The 15335-nt window shown below is 63.4% G+C and carries 19 protein-coding genes; 11 read left to right on the forward strand and 8 right to left on the reverse strand.

The window, feature by feature from the left end:
• The first annotated feature begins 39 nt into the window (after positions 1-39).
• Complete coding sequence (locus BLS13_RS15090; RefSeq protein WP_143011972.1) at positions 40-864, forward strand: hypothetical protein; 825 nt, start codon at positions 40-42, stop codon at positions 862-864.
• On the opposite strand, the gene BLS13_RS15095 is transcribed toward BLS13_RS15090, so the two are convergent.
• From BLS13_RS15095 to BLS13_RS15130, 8 genes are all read right to left on the reverse strand, one after another.
• Positions 844-1572, reverse strand: coding sequence for a sigma-70 family RNA polymerase sigma factor (locus BLS13_RS15095; RefSeq protein ID WP_093453373.1), 729 nt, complete (start codon positions 1570-1572; stop codon positions 844-846). The genes BLS13_RS15090 and BLS13_RS15095 overlap by 21 nt on opposite strands.
• On the reverse strand, positions 1562-2434 hold the full coding sequence (locus BLS13_RS15100; RefSeq protein WP_093453375.1) for a MinD/ParA family ATP-binding protein: 873 nt from the start codon (positions 2432-2434) through the stop codon (positions 1562-1564). Before BLS13_RS15100 ends, BLS13_RS15095 begins: the two co-directional genes overlap by 11 nt.
• Entirely contained in the window at positions 2431-4563 is a 2133-nt protein-coding gene (gene flhA, locus BLS13_RS15105; protein WP_093453376.1) for a flagellar biosynthesis protein FlhA, read from the reverse strand. The genes BLS13_RS15100 and flhA overlap by 4 nt, the downstream gene beginning before the upstream one ends.
• Before the next feature lie 218 nt (positions 4564-4781).
• Positions 4782-5093, reverse strand: a complete 312-nt coding sequence (locus BLS13_RS15110) for a hypothetical protein (protein WP_093453378.1) — start codon at positions 5091-5093, stop codon at positions 4782-4784.
• Positions 5090-5368 (reverse strand): flagellar biosynthesis anti-sigma factor FlgM, encoded by a 279-nt coding sequence (gene flgM / locus BLS13_RS15115; RefSeq protein ID WP_093453379.1) that lies wholly within the window; start codon positions 5366-5368, stop codon positions 5090-5092. The genes BLS13_RS15110 and flgM overlap by 4 nt, the downstream gene beginning before the upstream one ends.
• Positions 5369-5439: 71 nt before the next feature.
• Positions 5440-5982 (reverse strand): flagella basal body P-ring formation protein FlgA, encoded by a 543-nt coding sequence (locus BLS13_RS15120; protein WP_093453380.1) that lies wholly within the window; start codon positions 5980-5982, stop codon positions 5440-5442.
• 47 nt (positions 5983-6029) lie between these two features.
• Entirely contained in the window at positions 6030-6506 is a 477-nt protein-coding gene (locus tag BLS13_RS15125; protein WP_093453381.1) for an OmpA/MotB family protein, read from the reverse strand.
• Positions 6503-7186 (reverse strand): motility protein A, encoded by a 684-nt coding sequence (locus BLS13_RS15130; RefSeq protein ID WP_093453382.1) that lies wholly within the window; start codon positions 7184-7186, stop codon positions 6503-6505. Before BLS13_RS15130 ends, BLS13_RS15125 begins: the two co-directional genes overlap by 4 nt.
• Before the next feature lie 237 nt (positions 7187-7423).
• On the opposite strand from BLS13_RS15130, the gene flgB reads away from it, so the two are divergent.
• The 10 genes from flgB (at position 7424) to flgK (ending at position 15334) form a co-directional block, all read left to right on the forward strand.
• A complete protein-coding gene (gene flgB, locus BLS13_RS15135; protein WP_093453383.1) occupies positions 7424-7777 on the forward strand; it encodes a flagellar basal body rod protein FlgB in 354 nt (117 codons plus the stop codon).
• A 1-nt stretch (position 7778) separates the two neighbouring features.
• On the forward strand, positions 7779-8183 hold the full coding sequence (flgC, locus tag BLS13_RS15140; RefSeq protein WP_093453384.1) for a flagellar basal body rod protein FlgC: 405 nt from the start codon (positions 7779-7781) through the stop codon (positions 8181-8183).
• Complete coding sequence (locus BLS13_RS15145) at positions 8180-8860, forward strand: flagellar hook assembly protein FlgD (RefSeq protein WP_093453385.1); 681 nt, start codon at positions 8180-8182, stop codon at positions 8858-8860. Before flgC ends, BLS13_RS15145 begins: the two co-directional genes overlap by 4 nt.
• A 21-nt stretch (positions 8861-8881) precedes the next feature.
• Positions 8882-10189 (forward strand): flagellar hook protein FlgE, encoded by a 1308-nt coding sequence (locus BLS13_RS15150; protein WP_093453386.1) that lies wholly within the window; start codon positions 8882-8884, stop codon positions 10187-10189.
• 23 nt (positions 10190-10212) lie between these two features.
• Positions 10213-10953 (forward strand): flagellar basal-body rod protein FlgF, encoded by a 741-nt coding sequence (flgF, locus tag BLS13_RS15155; protein WP_093453387.1) that lies wholly within the window; start codon positions 10213-10215, stop codon positions 10951-10953.
• Positions 10954-11014: 61 nt separating this feature from the next.
• Positions 11015-11803, forward strand: coding sequence for a flagellar basal-body rod protein FlgG (gene flgG / locus BLS13_RS15160; protein WP_037523513.1), 789 nt, complete (start codon positions 11015-11017; stop codon positions 11801-11803).
• Entirely contained in the window at positions 11784-12488 is a 705-nt protein-coding gene (locus BLS13_RS15165; protein ID WP_093453388.1) for a flagellar basal body L-ring protein FlgH, read from the forward strand. The genes flgG and BLS13_RS15165 overlap by 20 nt, the downstream gene beginning before the upstream one ends.
• Positions 12489-12501: 13 nt before the next feature.
• Positions 12502-13605: a flagellar basal body P-ring protein FlgI gene (locus BLS13_RS15170; RefSeq protein ID WP_093453519.1), complete on the forward strand. Its 1104-nt coding sequence runs from the start codon at positions 12502-12504 to the stop codon at positions 13603-13605.
• Positions 13602-13979 (forward strand): rod-binding protein, encoded by a 378-nt coding sequence (locus BLS13_RS15175; protein ID WP_093453389.1) that lies wholly within the window; start codon positions 13602-13604, stop codon positions 13977-13979. Before BLS13_RS15170 ends, BLS13_RS15175 begins: the two co-directional genes overlap by 4 nt.
• Entirely contained in the window at positions 13976-15334 is a 1359-nt protein-coding gene (flgK, locus tag BLS13_RS15180) for a flagellar hook-associated protein FlgK (RefSeq protein WP_093453390.1), read from the forward strand. The genes BLS13_RS15175 and flgK overlap by 4 nt, the downstream gene beginning before the upstream one ends.
• Position 15335 lies beyond the last annotated feature (1 nt).

Raw genomic sequence — 15335 nt, forward strand, 5'->3', positions numbered from 1 at the left:
CCTTCCGACCTTTCTTAACCGATATCTATGGAAGACGGGATGGACGCAGCTTCGGCTTCGGGTGGCGACAGCGGTTTCGATGCGGCGCTCAGGGCGCTGGACGAACTCCAGAGCGAACTTCCCAAAAAGGCGGATGGCATCGGCGTCACGCCGGCTTCGTTCGCGATCAGCATCGACGACGGGCTCGATCCCCTTGAAGCCATGGCCGCTGCAACCCTGGCTGAGATGGCCGCCGATACGGCCGCCTCCGCAAGCAATATTGCGGTCATGGATGATCTTGAAGCCGCGCTTAACGCCAGCATGGCCGAGATAAGTTTTACGCAGCCGGCATTCGAACCCGCGCCCGCTCCAGCTCCGGCGCCCCAAGCAGCGCCACCCGCTGTGGTCCCGGTCGCCCCGATTGCGGAGGTCTTGCCGCCGCGATTGCGCTTCCTGCCGATCGTGGCCGTCGTGCTCGGTGTATTTTCCAGCCTTCTGTCGATGATCGGATTGATTGTCGCGAGCCGCACGATCGCCGGGGCGTCGCTGATCGTCGCCGATGCGCGCGAGCGCCAGCAGCAGATGACCGAAGTCGGAAAGCTGGTGCGCGATCTGGACGTCATTCGTGCGCGGCAGCTCGAATTGCTGCGGCGTCAGCAGGCTGCGGCGTCAACCTCGGTGGCGACGCGCGACGATCTGCACAATGCGATGGATGGGATCCGCAACGATATGGCCAAGCGCGGGCCGGATATCGAAATCCTGAAGATGGTTCATGAGGGCAATGCGCAACTCGCCGAAGGCCTCGCGGCGATCGGCATGAAGGTCACGCGGATCGAGGGGACGCTGTCCGCGCAAAGATCGATGCTACCGCCACGCCGCCAGTGATCCGCGCAATTTGTCGAGAGCCTGCTTCTTGATCTGGCAGACGCGCGCGGCGCCGACCCCGATCGTCTGGCCGATTTCCTCGAGGTTCATCTCTTCGACGAAATAGAGCTGGAGCACGATTGCCTCGCGCTCGGGCAAATCGGAAATATGGGCGGCCAGGGCTTCCTGCAATTCGCTTCGCTCGATCGTCTGATCGATCCGGTCCTCGACATCGGCGAACCACATCGACTGGTCGGAATAGACTTCGTCGAGGGAATCCTGATGGATCGCTGCACTGTCGTCGATCAACGCACGAAGCGCGGCGCCGTCGAGCCCCATCGCATGGGCCAGTTCGGACTCACTGGGTGTGCGCCCGTTGCGCTTTTCGAAGTCCGATTTCGCCTTCATCAACTGGCGGCGTTTGGTCATCGCCGAACGGCACATCATCGCATGGCGGCGAAGATGGTCGATCATCGCTCCGCGGATCCGCATCGACGCATAGGTCGAAAAGGCATGGCCACGATCTTCATAGCCGTTGGCGGCCTCGACGAGGGCGATCATGCCGATCTGGCACAGGTCCTCCACATCGATCGCCGACGACATCCGCCCATGGACATGCCACGCGATCTTGCGAACGAGCTGCATATGGCTGCGGATCAGATCTTCCGACTTTGGCCTGGCTGGCTTGCGCGAATATGTGTGGATCGGATCCCTTGCATCAGCGAGCATGGGTGATTGCCTCCAGGCCAAAGAAACTGTCACCGCCCGGCGCCGCCACGATCGCCATCGTGTTGACCGTCCGTGCGAGAGCGGTGATCGCTTGCGCCGCGCGCGCATGGGGATGCTGATCGACGACGCAGCGCCGCCGAAGCGCCGCGGAGCGGATATGCTCGTCGTCGGGAATGCCGCCGAGATAGCTGAGCCGCGTACTGCCGAGGAAACGTTTGCTGACATCGGCGAAGCGCCGGAACAGGTCGCGGCCCATCGCCTCCCCTTCGATCCGGTTGGCGACGATGGCGATATCCGCCACCTCATGGTCGAGCGACAGCAGCTTCACGGTTGCATAGGCTTCCATGAAATAGTCGCTTTGCGGGCAAAGGATCACGATCGGCAGGTCTGAAGAAGCTACCATGTCAAGCGTATCAGGATCCGCCTTGCCGGGCGTATCGACGACGACGAAGTCGAGCGAGTTGCGATGGACGCGAAATGCATCGGCCAGTTTAAGCCGGGCGACCATATCAATCTCCCGGCGGCGCCCGTCGGCGGGGCCGGCGGGAACCACGAACAGCGCGTCGGGGCCGTCGACCACAATCTGGTCGACGGTGAGCCGACCGCTGATCACATCGTCGATCGATTCCCGCCCGTTGATGCCCAGCCCGCGGGTGGCATCGCCGGGGCCGGGATCGCAATCGACAAGCATCGCGCGGCGGCGCATCTGCGACAGCGCGAGCGACAGGTTGGCTGCGACGGTGGTCTTGCCGACACCGCTATGACCGCAGGCGATGCTGATTACGCGCGCGCTGCGTCGCGCGTGCGGCAGGGTGAGGGAAGGGCCGACCGGTGAACGGGTTTCGGGCCAGACGAAGCTCATTGCGCCATCTCCATGGGCCGCGCGAGCGCGGCATTATTGCCCTGCGAAGGTCCGCCACCGACGACGGCGGCGACTTCGACTGCCTTGCCGTCGGGGATCTCGAGGAACGACATGACCGGAGTTTCCGGCAAATGTGGTTTAAGAAGTCTTGCCAAAGGCCGACGGGCGATCGGCGACGTGACGATTGCGAAGCGGGTTGCGCTGTTCACGAGCGGCGCGGAAGCCTCGGAAACCGCGGAAACAATGCGGTTTGCGAGCGCCGGCTCGAACGGATGCGCCGCGCCCGGGCTCGCGCGCACGGCCTGCGCCAATAAAGATTCAAGGCCGGCGTCGAGGGTGATGACCTGCAAAGGCATCTTTACCGGGACCAAAGTCTGGACGATGAGCGCACCGATTCGCGACCGGATATTCTCGACGAGCGCCGCCGAGTCGTTGCTCTGCGCGGCGGCGTCGACCATCGCTTCGGCGATACGGCGGAAATCCTTGAGCGGAACGCCCTCGGCGAGCAGGGACCGGCAGGCGGCGGCGATCTGCGCCAGCGACAACGGTTGCGGCGTCAGGCCGCTCACGAGCTGGGGTGCGATTTCCTTCAAGGCATCGAGCATGTGCTGCGCCTCGTCCATGCCGAACAGATCGGCGGCGCTGGCGGCGATCACCTGATTGAGATGCGTGGCGACCACGGTTGCCGGATCGACCACCGTATAGCCCGAAACGATCGCCTCGCTGCGCTTTTCCGGGGTGATCCAGACCGCTTCCAGGCCGAAGCTCGGATCGCGCACCTCGCGGCCGGAGACCCGATCGGTCAGATCGCCGCTGTCGAGCGCGAGCAACTCGTCGGGCCAGGCCTCGTCCTCGCCCATGATCACGCCGGCCACGGTGATGCGATAGGCATTGGGGGCGAGGCTCAGATTGTCGCGGACTCGAACCAGCGGCACGACGAAGCCCAGTTCGCGCGACAGCTGGCGCCGAATGCCGGTGATCCGCGCCATCAGCGGTGCACCCTTGCGCTCGTCGACCAGGCTGACCAGCCCATAGCCGAGTTCGAGGCCGAGCGCAGCGCCGTCGGACACTTCATCCCATCCGATGCTGTGGGGAGCCGGCACGTTGGCCGGCGCCTGCTCCACGACGTCGATTTCGGTTCCGACAGGCTTGGCGCCGCGGAGTTTCCAGGCGAGCAAGCCTGCGATGGCGGTCGCGCTCAGAATCAGGAAATGCGGCATGCCCGGCACCAGGCCGAGGATGCCGAGGATGCCGGCCACAGGAGTCCATGTCCGCGACGATGCGAACTGGCTGGTGATCTGTCCCGAAAGATCGAGCGGAGAGGAGACGCGGGTAACGATCGCGGCGGCGGCGATCGACAGCAGCAACGCGGGGACCTGGGCAACCAGTGCGTCGCCAATCGCCAGGATGATATAGGTGGAGGCGGCTTCGCTCAGCGACAAATGGTGGCTGGCGACACCGAGCACGAGGCCGCCGAGGATGTTGATCATCAGGATCATCACGCCGGCGACGGCATCGCCCTTCACGAACTTGGATGCACCGTCCATCGATCCGTAGAAATCGGCTTCGGTGGCAACATCCTGGCGGCGCTTCTTGGCTTCGTCCGGGGTCAGCAGGCCGGCATTGAGATCGGCGTCGATCGCCATCTGCTTGCCGGGCATCGCGTCAAGGGTGAAGCGCGCCGAGACTTCGGAGACGCGGCCGGCGCCCTTGGTGATCACGACGAGGTTGATCACCATCAAGATGCCGAACACGAACAGGCCGACGGCATAGTCGCCGCCGATCAGGAAATGACCGAATGCCTCGATTACATGGCCCGCCGCGCCGGGGCCCGTATGGCCGTCGACAAGGACGACGCGGGTCGAGGCGACGTTGAGCGCCAGTCGCAGCAGGGTGGCGAACAACAGGACGGTCGGGAAGGAGGAGAAGTCGAGTGGCCGTGCGGCATTGAGGGATACCATCAGTACCGCCAGGCTGATCATGATGTTGGCGATGAAGCCGATATCGAGCAGTGCCGACGGGATCGGGATCACCATAAGGCCGACCAGCATCAAGGTTGCCATCGGCAGGATCGCACCACGTCCGGCGCTCAGCCAGACCTTGCGGTTAAGAGCTGCGCTTGCCGCCATGAGGTTAAAGGCTCCCCGAAAACGGGCCGTTTTCCGGGCGGTGGGGGCTGGTTGCAACGATTTTGGTCATGGCGTCCTCGGCTGTCTTCAGATCAAAAGAAGCAAAGGTCGTGCCAGATTGATTGCGCCGTGGCGCCTATGTCATTGAATCGAAAAGCCCCGCCGGACGGGGCCGGCGGGGCTTTCGAAAGGCTTCGCGTGGGATGCTTGTCGCTCGATCAGGGCCGTCCGTAGGTTGCGGGCGTACAATCGAAGCGGCCGGCCGCCGTCGCGAGGAGGTCCATCCGTCGGACATTGCGATCGGCGAGGTATCGGACGCGGACGCGCGCCGCATCGGCCTGCGCCAGTGCATGAAGCAGGCGATCGGCGATGCCTGGGGTCTGCCGCCATGTGCCGACGGTCTTCATCTTTTTGACGCTATCGCCGAACAACGGCAGCGCAGCCTCGATCGCGTCGATGTCATCGGCGTCGAGCGCCGCGATGATCGCGGTTTCGGCCGCGATCAGATCGGCGATGACGGCGTCGCTCAACCTCTGCTCCCCGGCAGATCGAGGGCGATCATCCGGGCTGCAATGGCCTTTGCATCGATCGGATAACGGCCCTGGCCGATTGCCGAACGGATCGCCGCAATCTTCTGCGCATCGATCGGCGGTCCCGCCTCGGCCAGTGCCGTTACCAGCGACGCCGGCTGCGATTCTTCGGTTGGTGCGGAAACGGTGGATGTCGCCGCCGCAGCGCCAACCTTTCCGCCATCCTTTGCCTGACCTATGCGGGTCGGGACGCTCGGGCCTACCCCATTGATCATCACGGTACCTTTCCAAAATGGCCCTTCGGCCGAATATCACCTCTAAGCCTATAGAACGACATGTTGACGAATTATTTAAATCCGACCAACCGAACTTTCCCGACGTCGACGACTTCGGCGAACAAGGTCTGTCCGTGCCCCGCCGGTGAGACCCGCACGCGGCCGCCGATATAGCCGTCTTCCATCGCGGTTCCGTCGATGCTGACCTGAAATGCCTTGCCCTGCGCAATCAGTTCGACGGGATCGCCGCGGCGGACATCCGCCTTTGCGGGCTGGCTCGCGGCTGTCGAGGCGGTAGCTGCGCCGGCGATCGTGGCGACCCGGGTAAGCGGTACGCGCAGACGCCAGCCGGCGGTCGTGCAACGGACCGTAACCGCGCCGATCGTCGGTGGATCGATTTCGATGCCGGTGGGGCAGGCGGCCAGCCGCATGCGCCGGTCGATCGGCATCATCGGGCCGCCGGGCTGGCCGATATCGGCGCCGAGCCGGGTGACGACGAGTTGCTCGAGTTCGCCAAGATCCTGTGCAGGCGGCAAGGTATTCTGGGCTTGTGCGGTTGTGGCAAGGAGCAGGATTGTCAGGACAATGGCGGGGATCGGGATCGCGCTTTTCATGGGTTCGGCTCCGGTTAACCCAGAACATTAAGCAATAAGCGTGCCACTCATTTCGGGATCTGCCGCACGCTGATGCGCTGCCCGCCGGCCGATTCACTGCCGCGCATGGGTGGAATGGCGATCTCGATCATGTCGTCGGTAATGCCGCCGGCCCGGATTGCCCGCCCAACAGCGGCGGTGCGCGCAGCAGCCAACTCCCACGAATCGAGCCGTGCAGAGCCATTGTCGCGGCCCTGCGCCGAGACGATGACGCGGGCGGTGTGGGCGCGGGCGTCTCGGCCGATCCGCACGAAGCGCATACGTGCATCATCCTTCAGAACGGCCTCGCCCGGTTCGAACAGGCTGGCAGAGGGAAATCCGATGATCGCGGCCTCGTCGGCATTCCCGCCGAACGCGCCGCGTATGCCGGCCGCCATTTTCAGACGGTCGCTGGTCTGCGCCTGCACGAGCACGAAAAAGGCCAGCAGCAGCATGATCAGATCGGCGAAGCTCAGCACCCAGCGCTGCGGGTTCGTACCATTCATACAACGTTACGCAGCACAGGTTTCTGCTTTATCGGGACCGTATCGAATTCGGCACGCGCGATCAGTTCGAACTGTTTGAGCGCGGCAGCCTGCCAATCGAGTTTGGCCGCCGACAGCCGTTCGAGCCGGCCCGCGATCGGCCCGGCGATCGCGGCCGAAAGGGTGATGCCGTACAAGGTCGTGAGCATCGCGATCGCCATTGCCGGGCCTACACGCGCCGGATCGTCCATCGCCGCGAACATCTGGATCAATCCGATGATCGTGCCGATCATGCCCATGGCGGGGGCGGTATCCGCCATGCCGCGCCAGACGTCGATGGTGGCGCGGTCCCGGCTGCGGCGGCTTTCGATCTCGTCGCTCGCCCACCGGCTGAATTCGAGCGAATTCCTGGCATCGGATAGCGCGCGCGCGGCGCGCACGAGAAAGCGCTGCGCGGTTTCGACGCGGTCGGCGCAACTCACGTTGCGAATTTCGGCGAGTTCACGGATCCGGTTGACCGATACGCGCGCCGCGCGCGCATCGGCTTCCGGATCGGCGGTGAAGAGGAGCCCCAGCGAACGCCAGGCGCGACCGAGATCGGCGACGGTCGAGCGCGCGGCGGTGGTCAGCAGGGTGCCGCCCACGACGATCGACAGGGCGAAGGGGTCGAAATAGCGCGAAATCTGGTCGAGAATGATCATCGTTCCCCCAGGCGGATGCAGGCCGTCATCGGGACCGGCAAAATATTGCCGCCCCCGGCAAAAACTTGCCGGACGCGCAGCACCACCCGTCGCTCTCGCCCGGATATGCCCGCTTTTTCGCACTTGGCACGGCAGTTGCTTCGTACGTTCGTGAAGAACCTACGCCGCCGCCATCGTACCTGTTCATCGATGGTAACGGCAGGTAACGGGAAAGCTTTAGAAGGACGACGCAGAAAAATGGCCGACACGCTTTTTGGAGTACATGGTGCAGCGCTGGCGATCCGATCGCAGCGCCTCGCCATGCTTGCCTCCAATATCGCGAACGCCGCGACGCCCAACTATAAGGCGCGCGACATCGATTTTTCGAAGGCGCTCGCCGATGCTACCGGCAACAGCGGAAAGTCGGTCGACCAGGCTGCGCAGGATGCCGTCGGCTATCGCGTGCCTCTCGAGACATCGATGGACGGCAACACCGTCGAACTGTCGACCGAGCAGAATCAGTTTGCCGAAAATGCCATCAAATATCGCACGACCCTGTCCTTCCTCGAAGGGCGCGTGGGCACGGTGATGCAGGCGCTGAAGGGAGAATAAGGTGGCCGGTCCGCTCTCCGTCTTTGATATCGCCGGACGCGCGATGTCCGCGCAGATGGTGCGCCTGAACACTACGGCGTCGAATCTCGCCAATGCCGGTTCGGTCGCAAGCAGCAAGGCGCAAGCCTTTCGCGCCATCAAGCCGGTATTCTCCTCGGTGACCGACAGCCCTGGCGTTGCGACCGTCAAGGTCGACAGCGTCGTCGCGTCGAATACCGAACCGACCAAGCGCCATGATCCCAACAATCCCAAGGCGGACAAGGACGGGAATGTCTGGGAAGCTGGCGTCGATAGCGCGGCGGAGATGGTCGAGATGATGGAAACGGCGCGCCAGTATCAGAACAATGTCCAGGTCATGCAGACCGCAAAGACGCTCACTCTCGAAACTCTGAGGTTCGGCAAATGACGATTTCATCCGGCAATAGCTTTCTCAGCGGACTGTCCTCGACCGCCAGTTCCGCGGCGGCTGCCAAGACGGCCACCACCGGCAGCAAGACGCTCGACCAGTCGGCGTTCCTGAAGCTGATGACCACGCAGATGCAGACGCAGGATCCGTTCAATCCGGTCGACAACACCCAGATGGTCGCCCAGATGGCGCAATTTTCGAGCACCACCGGCATCGCCGAGATGAACACCTCGCTGAAGGCGATCGCCGGCGACATCGCCGCCTCGCGGGTCGGCGACGCGGCGGGCTGGATCGGCAAGTCGGCGCTCGTCAAAGGCGATAGCGCGACCGAACTGTCCAACGGATCGTTCGCCGGCAAGATCACGCTGGCGAAGGACGCGAATGAGGTCAACATCAGCCTGGTCGATGGATCGGGCAACGTTGTTTATAATGGCTCGGCTTCGAATGTCGCGGCCGGCGATGTTCCCTTCTCCTTCGACGGCAAGGATGCAAACGGCAACCAGATCGCGGGGCCGTTGAAAATTTCCGTGAATGCCAAGGATGCGTCGGGGCAGATTGACGCGACCAGCTCGGCGTGGACGACCATCATCGGCGTCCAGTCCCCCGCCAGCGGCACCACCAAGCTCGTCACGCCGTCCGGGGTGATCGCCCCGGCCGACGCCCTGCAGCTTTCCTGAATTCGAAACGGAGCCTGATCCATGTCCTTTTACACGTCGCTCTCCGGCCTCAAGGCATCGCAGACCGAATTGTCGGTTATCTCGAACAATGTGGCCAACGTCGGTACGACCGGCTTCAAGAAGAGCGAGGCGAAATTCGGCGATATCGTGTCGTCGTCGCCGTTGCAGACCAGCACGACTGCAGGCCAGGGTACGCGCCTGCGCGGCATCGATCAGCAGTTCACCCAGGGCGGATTCGAGAATTCGGAACGTTCGCTCGATCTTGCCATCTCTGGGCAGGGCTTTTTTGTCACCCGGTCGACGGCATCCAATGCGCAGGTCAGCTACACGCGCAACGGCGCCTTCCGTGTGGATGCCCAGCGCTTCGTGGTCGACTCGGCGGGTGCTTATCTTCAGGTGCTGCCTACCGATTCTACCGGCGTGCTGACCGCAACCGGCCTCAATTCCGCACGATCGCTGCAATTGCCGCTAACGTCAGGCACGTCGAGCGCGACCCAGACCGTCGACGTGGCGATTACCTTGCCGACCGACGCCGATTTGCCGGCGAACCGATCCGTCTATACGACAGCGCACCCTTATGTGTTCGATCGCTTTGATCCAAACAGCTATAATCAGGCGACGACCAACACCGTTTACGATGCCACCGGCACCGCCTTCCCGATGACAACCTATTATATTCGCGACACGCTGCCGACGACGACCACGCCGGGCACAAGCTGGACGGCCCGGACGTTCATAGGCGACAAGGAGGTTAGCTCCGACCCGGCCGTCACCAGCCCCGCGACGCCCATAACATTGACGTTCGACGAATTCGGTTCGCTGACCGCGCCCAGCGGCCCGCTGACGATGGCCAACGTTCGACCCACCGGTTCGACCGGGCCGATCGGCTTCACACTGACGGTCAGCAGCGCGACGCGGCAGGCATCGGCACCCTTCACGCAGACCAGTTTCACCCAGGACGGCTATGCCGCCGGCCAGATCGACAACGTGACGATCGGCTCCGACGGGCTCGTTACAGCCACCTTCTCGAACGGCGACAGCCAGGCTTTGGGCAAGGTCATCCTCGCCTCCTTCACCAATCCGGAAGGCCTTCGCCAGCTCGGCGACAGCAAATGGGGCGCGACCGGCATTTCCGGCGAGCCGCAGATCGGTGAAGCCAATGGCAACGGTCTCGGCCTGATCCAGTCGGGCGCGCTCGAGCAGGCGAACGTCGATATCACAGAGGAACTGGTCGCCTTGATCCAGGCGCAGCGCAACTTCTCGGCGAATGCCAAGGCGATCGAGGCGGCGAATCAGATGACCGATACCATCGTCAATCTGCGCAATTGATGACGCGCCTGGGAGCCTGATCGATGGATCGCCTGATCTACAGTTCACTGTCGGCAATGAAGGCCGCGATGGCCCGGCAGACGACGACCGCGAACAATCTCGCGAACGTCAACACGTCGGGCTTCCGAGCGGAAATGACGTCGTCGCAGGCGCTGTGGATGAAGGGCGATGGGCTCGATGCGCGCGCGCCGACATCGGAAGAGGTATCTTCGGCGGATATGACCGATGGCGCTGTCGTCGAAACCGGCCGCGATCTCGACGTCGCGATCCAGGGCAGCGCGATGCTCGCGGTCCAATCGAAGGACGGCGAGGAGAGCTATACGCGGCGCGGCGATCTGCAGGTTTCCGATACCGGCTTGCTGACCACGGGTGACGGTTCTCCGGTGCTCGGTGACGGCGGCCCGATCACGCTGCCGCCAGCCAGCAAGGTGACGATCGCCTCGGATGGCACGATTTCAATCGTTCCGGTCGGCGGCGATCCGGCGCAGCCGCAGGTCGTCGATCGGCTCAAGCTGGTCCAGGCGAACGGCGTGGGCATCGCCAAGGGGATGGACGGGCTTTTTCGTGTCCGCGCCGGGGGCACGTTGCCGGCCGATCCGCAAGGCAAGGTGAAGCAGGGGGCACTCGAAGGATCGAACGTCAATACGTCGGCAACTTTGGTCGACATGATCGAGGCGAGCCGGGACTGGGACATGCAGGTCAAGATGTTGGCTGCCGCGCAAGAAATCGACAAGGCATCGGCCGATCTGATGCGGATGGAATGAGCGATCGATCGGGCGGGCCCCTCCGCCTGGGCGAACGTCGTAAGGTATAGGAGCGAATTCGATGACCAATGCAGCATTGCATGTCGCACGCACCGGGCTCGACGCCCAGAATATGCGAATGCGCGTGATCGCCAACAATCTGGCGAACGTGAACACCACGGGGTTCAAGCGCGATCGTGCCAGCTTCGAAACGCTGGCCTATCAGTCGGTAACGGCCGCTGGCGCGGCGTCGTCCGACGCGACCAAATTCGCAACCGGCACGTCGCTCGGTTCCGGCGTCCAGATCAACGGCACCGCCAAGGTCGACATCCAGGGATCGATGCAGCAGACCGGGAATGCGCTCGATATGGCGATCCAGGGCAGCGGCTTCTTCCAGGTTCAGATGCCCGATGGCCGCACCGGCTATACGCGCGACGGCGGTTTCAGCCTTTCGTCGGAAGGCACGATCGTCAACAGCGAAGGCTATCAGCTCCAGCCGCAGATCCAGATACCGCAAGGCGCGGGAAATATCACGATCGCCGAAGACGGTACGGTCAGCGTGAAGCTTGCCGGGCAGAACGACAGCACGGAAGTCGGAAAGATCGAAACCGCTCGGTTCACCAACCCTGCCGGCCTCGAAGCGGTCGGCAACAATATGCTCGTCGAAACGGCTGCCTCCGGACAGCCTCAGGTCGGCGCGGCGAACGCCGACGGGCGGGGGGCGATCGAGCAGGGCTCGCTCGAGGCGTCGAACGTCAACATTGTCGAGGAACTCGTCGACATGATCGAGACGCAGCGCGCCTATGAGGTCAACAGCAAGATGATCCAGTCCACCGACCAGATGCTGCAATATGTCAATCAGAACATCTAACCCGGACTGGGGCGCTTTCGCGGCGATCGCCACCGTTGCGGTCATCGTGATCTGCGCGGCGATCGATCCGGCGCATGCGAAGTCGACACGCGGCCCCGATCCTGCCTTTGCACCGACTTATGCGCAGCCGCCGGCGGCTCCCATCGCCAATGGCTCCATTTTTCAGATCTCCAACGGCTATTCGGCGCTCACCAATGGTTCGCGGGCCGCGATGGTCGGCGATATCGTCACGATCACGCTGGTCGAAAAAACACAGGCGGTGAAGGCGAACAGTGCCTCGACCGATCGATCGGGCAATATCCAGGCAACTCCCGCTGTCACCGGCCCGATCAGCCACCTGTTCAAGGGCACGGACGTGTCCGGCGGCGCCGGGGCGACTTTTACCGGCAAGGGTGCCGCCGCCCAGTCGAACCAGCTCGACGGCGAGATAAGCGTAACGATCGCGCAGATCTATCCGAATGGCACGATGCTGGTGCGCGGCGAGAAATTGCTGACCCTCAATCGCGGCGACGAGAATATCAACATCACCGGAATCATTCGCGGCGCCGATGTCGGCCCGGACAATCGCGTACTCTCCACGCGCGTGGCCGATGCGCGGATCACTTATTCGGGCAAGGGCGAGATCGCCCGGGCCAGCCGTCAAGGATGGCTTAACCGCTTCTTCTCCATGCTCAGCCCGTTTTAGGATGACCCTGCATATGTTCCGTAACGTGCTGCTATTCGCGCTCTGCCTCGCCGGCTTCACGCTGTCGGGCGCTGCGCACGCCGAACGGATCAAGGACATCGGAACCTTCCAGGGGCTGCGTTCGAACCAGTTGACCGGCTACGGCATCGTCGTGGGTCTGGCGGGTACTGGCGACGACAGCCTCGATTATTCGACGCAGGGCATGAAGGGCGTCGCCTCGCGCTTCGGGCTGCAATTGCCGCCGGGCGTCAATCCTTCGCTGAAGAATGCGGCTGCCGTCATGCTGACTGCCGAGCTGCCGCCTTTCGCCAAGCCTGGACAGCGCCTCGACGTCACCATTTCCGCGCTCGGCAAGGCGAAGTCGTTGCGCGGTGGCACTTTGGTCCTGGCGCCATTGTTGGGTGCCGATGGGCAGATCTATGCGATGGCGCAGGGCAATCTCGCGGTCGGAGGTCTCGGCATCGATGCCGCCGACGGATCCAAGCTTACGATTAACGTGCCGACGGCAGGCCGCATCCCCGGCGGGGCCAGCGTCGAACGTACGGTCGATGCCGGCTTCGCAACCAGCCCGCAGCTCCGTTTCGATCTCGCCGAAGCCGATCTGACGACGGTGCGCCGTGTTGCCAACGTCATCAATGCCCGTATCGGCGCCAACATCGCGCATGCGATCGATGCGACCACGGTCGCGATCGATTCCGCACAGGGTGCCGAATATCGCATCGGGCTGATGGGGCAGATCGAAAATCTTGATGTCGATCCCGCCAATGCGCCGGCCCGCGTGGTGGTCAATGCCCGCACCGGTACGGTGGTGATCAACGGCGCGGTGCGGATTGCCCCGGTGGCGGTGACGCACGGCAAGATGACGGTCAGGGTCGACGAAGATCCGAAGGTCAGCCAGCCCGCTCCGTTCTCGCAGGGGAAAACGACGATCCAGCAATCGAGCGCGATCAGCGTCGATCAGGAAAGCCACCCGATGTTCGAATTCCAGCCGGGCGCGTCGCTGGCCGACATCGTCAAGTCGGTGAATGCGATCGGCGCGTCGCCGGCCGATCTGGTCGCGATCCTCGAGGCGCTCAAGCAGGCGGGTGCGATGAAGGCGGACCTGGTGATCTTATGATCGAGAGCGTCAAAACCACCACTGGCGCGCTGGCCGATCCGAAGGCCAGCCAGACCGAGAAGCTGAAAGCTGTCGCCAAGCAGTTCGAGGCCGTGTTCTTGCGTCAGATGATCGGATCGATGCGCCAGGCGAAGCTCAGCGACGACATCATGGGCAGCGATGCCACCGATCAGTTCCGCGAGATGCAGGATTCTCACGTCGCCGACGATCTCGCGAGCAAGGGGGCTCTCGGCATCGCCGATATGCTGGTCAAGCAGTTCGCCGCGCGTGTCGCTCCGGCGACCGGCTCTGCTGCGACCGGCGCGAAGGCAGTTGCCACGGCTGCGAGCGCCGCCACGATCGCCGACGCGACCGCCAAAGGCGCCGCCCGATGAGTGACCTTCTCTCCATCGGTCGCTCCGGGGTTGTGGCCTATCGCGCCGCGCTGACCGCGGTCGGCGAAAATGTGACCAACGCGCAGACCGATGGCTATACGCGGCGCGAAGTGACCCTGAGGGAATCGGGCGTTGCGACCAGCAGCAGCTACCAATATCGCGCGTCGGCGATTTTCGGGGGGGCACAGGTTTCCAACGTCCAGCGTGTCTATGACGATTACAAGTCCAGCGCTGCCCGGCTGGCGGTATCCGATGCCGGGCGTTCCGATGCCAAGACGCAATGGCTGCAGACGACCGAAACCGCGCTCAATGATTCGGATGTCGGATTGGGTGTAAAGCTGAGCGGCGTCTTCACCTCGGCCGAAAGCCTGGGCACCGACGTCAACAGCGAGACCGGCCGCCGCACGATGCTGACCTCGATCAGTGACGCCGTCGAGCAGTTTCATCGTACAGGCGCGGCCTTGAAAGCTGCGGCCGACGGTACCGCGAACGCCGCCCGTACGACGATCGATGGGCTGAACGGCGCGCTCAAAGCGCTGGCGCAGGTCAATATCGGACTGCGCCGGGCGGCCAACGGCACGGCGGCTTCCGCACAATTGCTCGATCAGCGCGACACGCTGTTGAAGCAGGTTTCCGGCGCCGTCGGCATCGACGTTCAACTCCAGGACGATGGACGCGCCAGCGTCACGCTTTCGGGCAGCGGCGGTCTCAAACTGGTCGATGCGCAACGACCTGATACCGCGTTCATCGGCTTGCTCCAATCCGGCGACGGACGGCTTTCGCTGGTTGCTTCAGGCCTGACGCCGGAGACAGCGATCGAGCCCCAGACGGGATCGCTTGCCGGTCTTGTCGACGTGTCCAACACGATTGCCTCGCGCCGGTCCGACCTGGACGATATTGCGTCGCGCTTCACAACCCAGATCAACACCTGGAATAAGGCGGGAATCGATCAGAACGGCGATCCCGGTGCCGATCTGATCAGCAATGGCACGACGGCACTGGGGATGACGGTGGCCACCAGCGACTTGACCAAGGTGGCTGCGGCGTCGACCACCGGGGTGAGCAACGGCAACGCACTGGCCCTGAAGAATTACCGGACTCCGGTTGGTTCGGAAGCGCATTGGGCGTTGCTCGTCGCGACGCACTCGCAGGCAGTGGCATCTTCCGTTTCCGAGCAGTCGGCGACATCGGCGCAGCGTGACGGTGCACTGTTGGCGGTCGACGAGGTGACCGGTGTCGACCTTGATGTCGAGGCCGCGCAAATGCTGCGCTTCCAGCAGGCCTATACCGCCTCGGCGAAGATCATCCAGGTGGCGCGCGAAACGTTGCAGGACATTCTGGGCCTGATCCAATGAA

The organism is Sphingomonas sp. YR710, from assembly GCF_900101455.1.
Lineage (GTDB): Bacteria > Pseudomonadota > Alphaproteobacteria > Sphingomonadales > Sphingomonadaceae > Rhizorhabdus.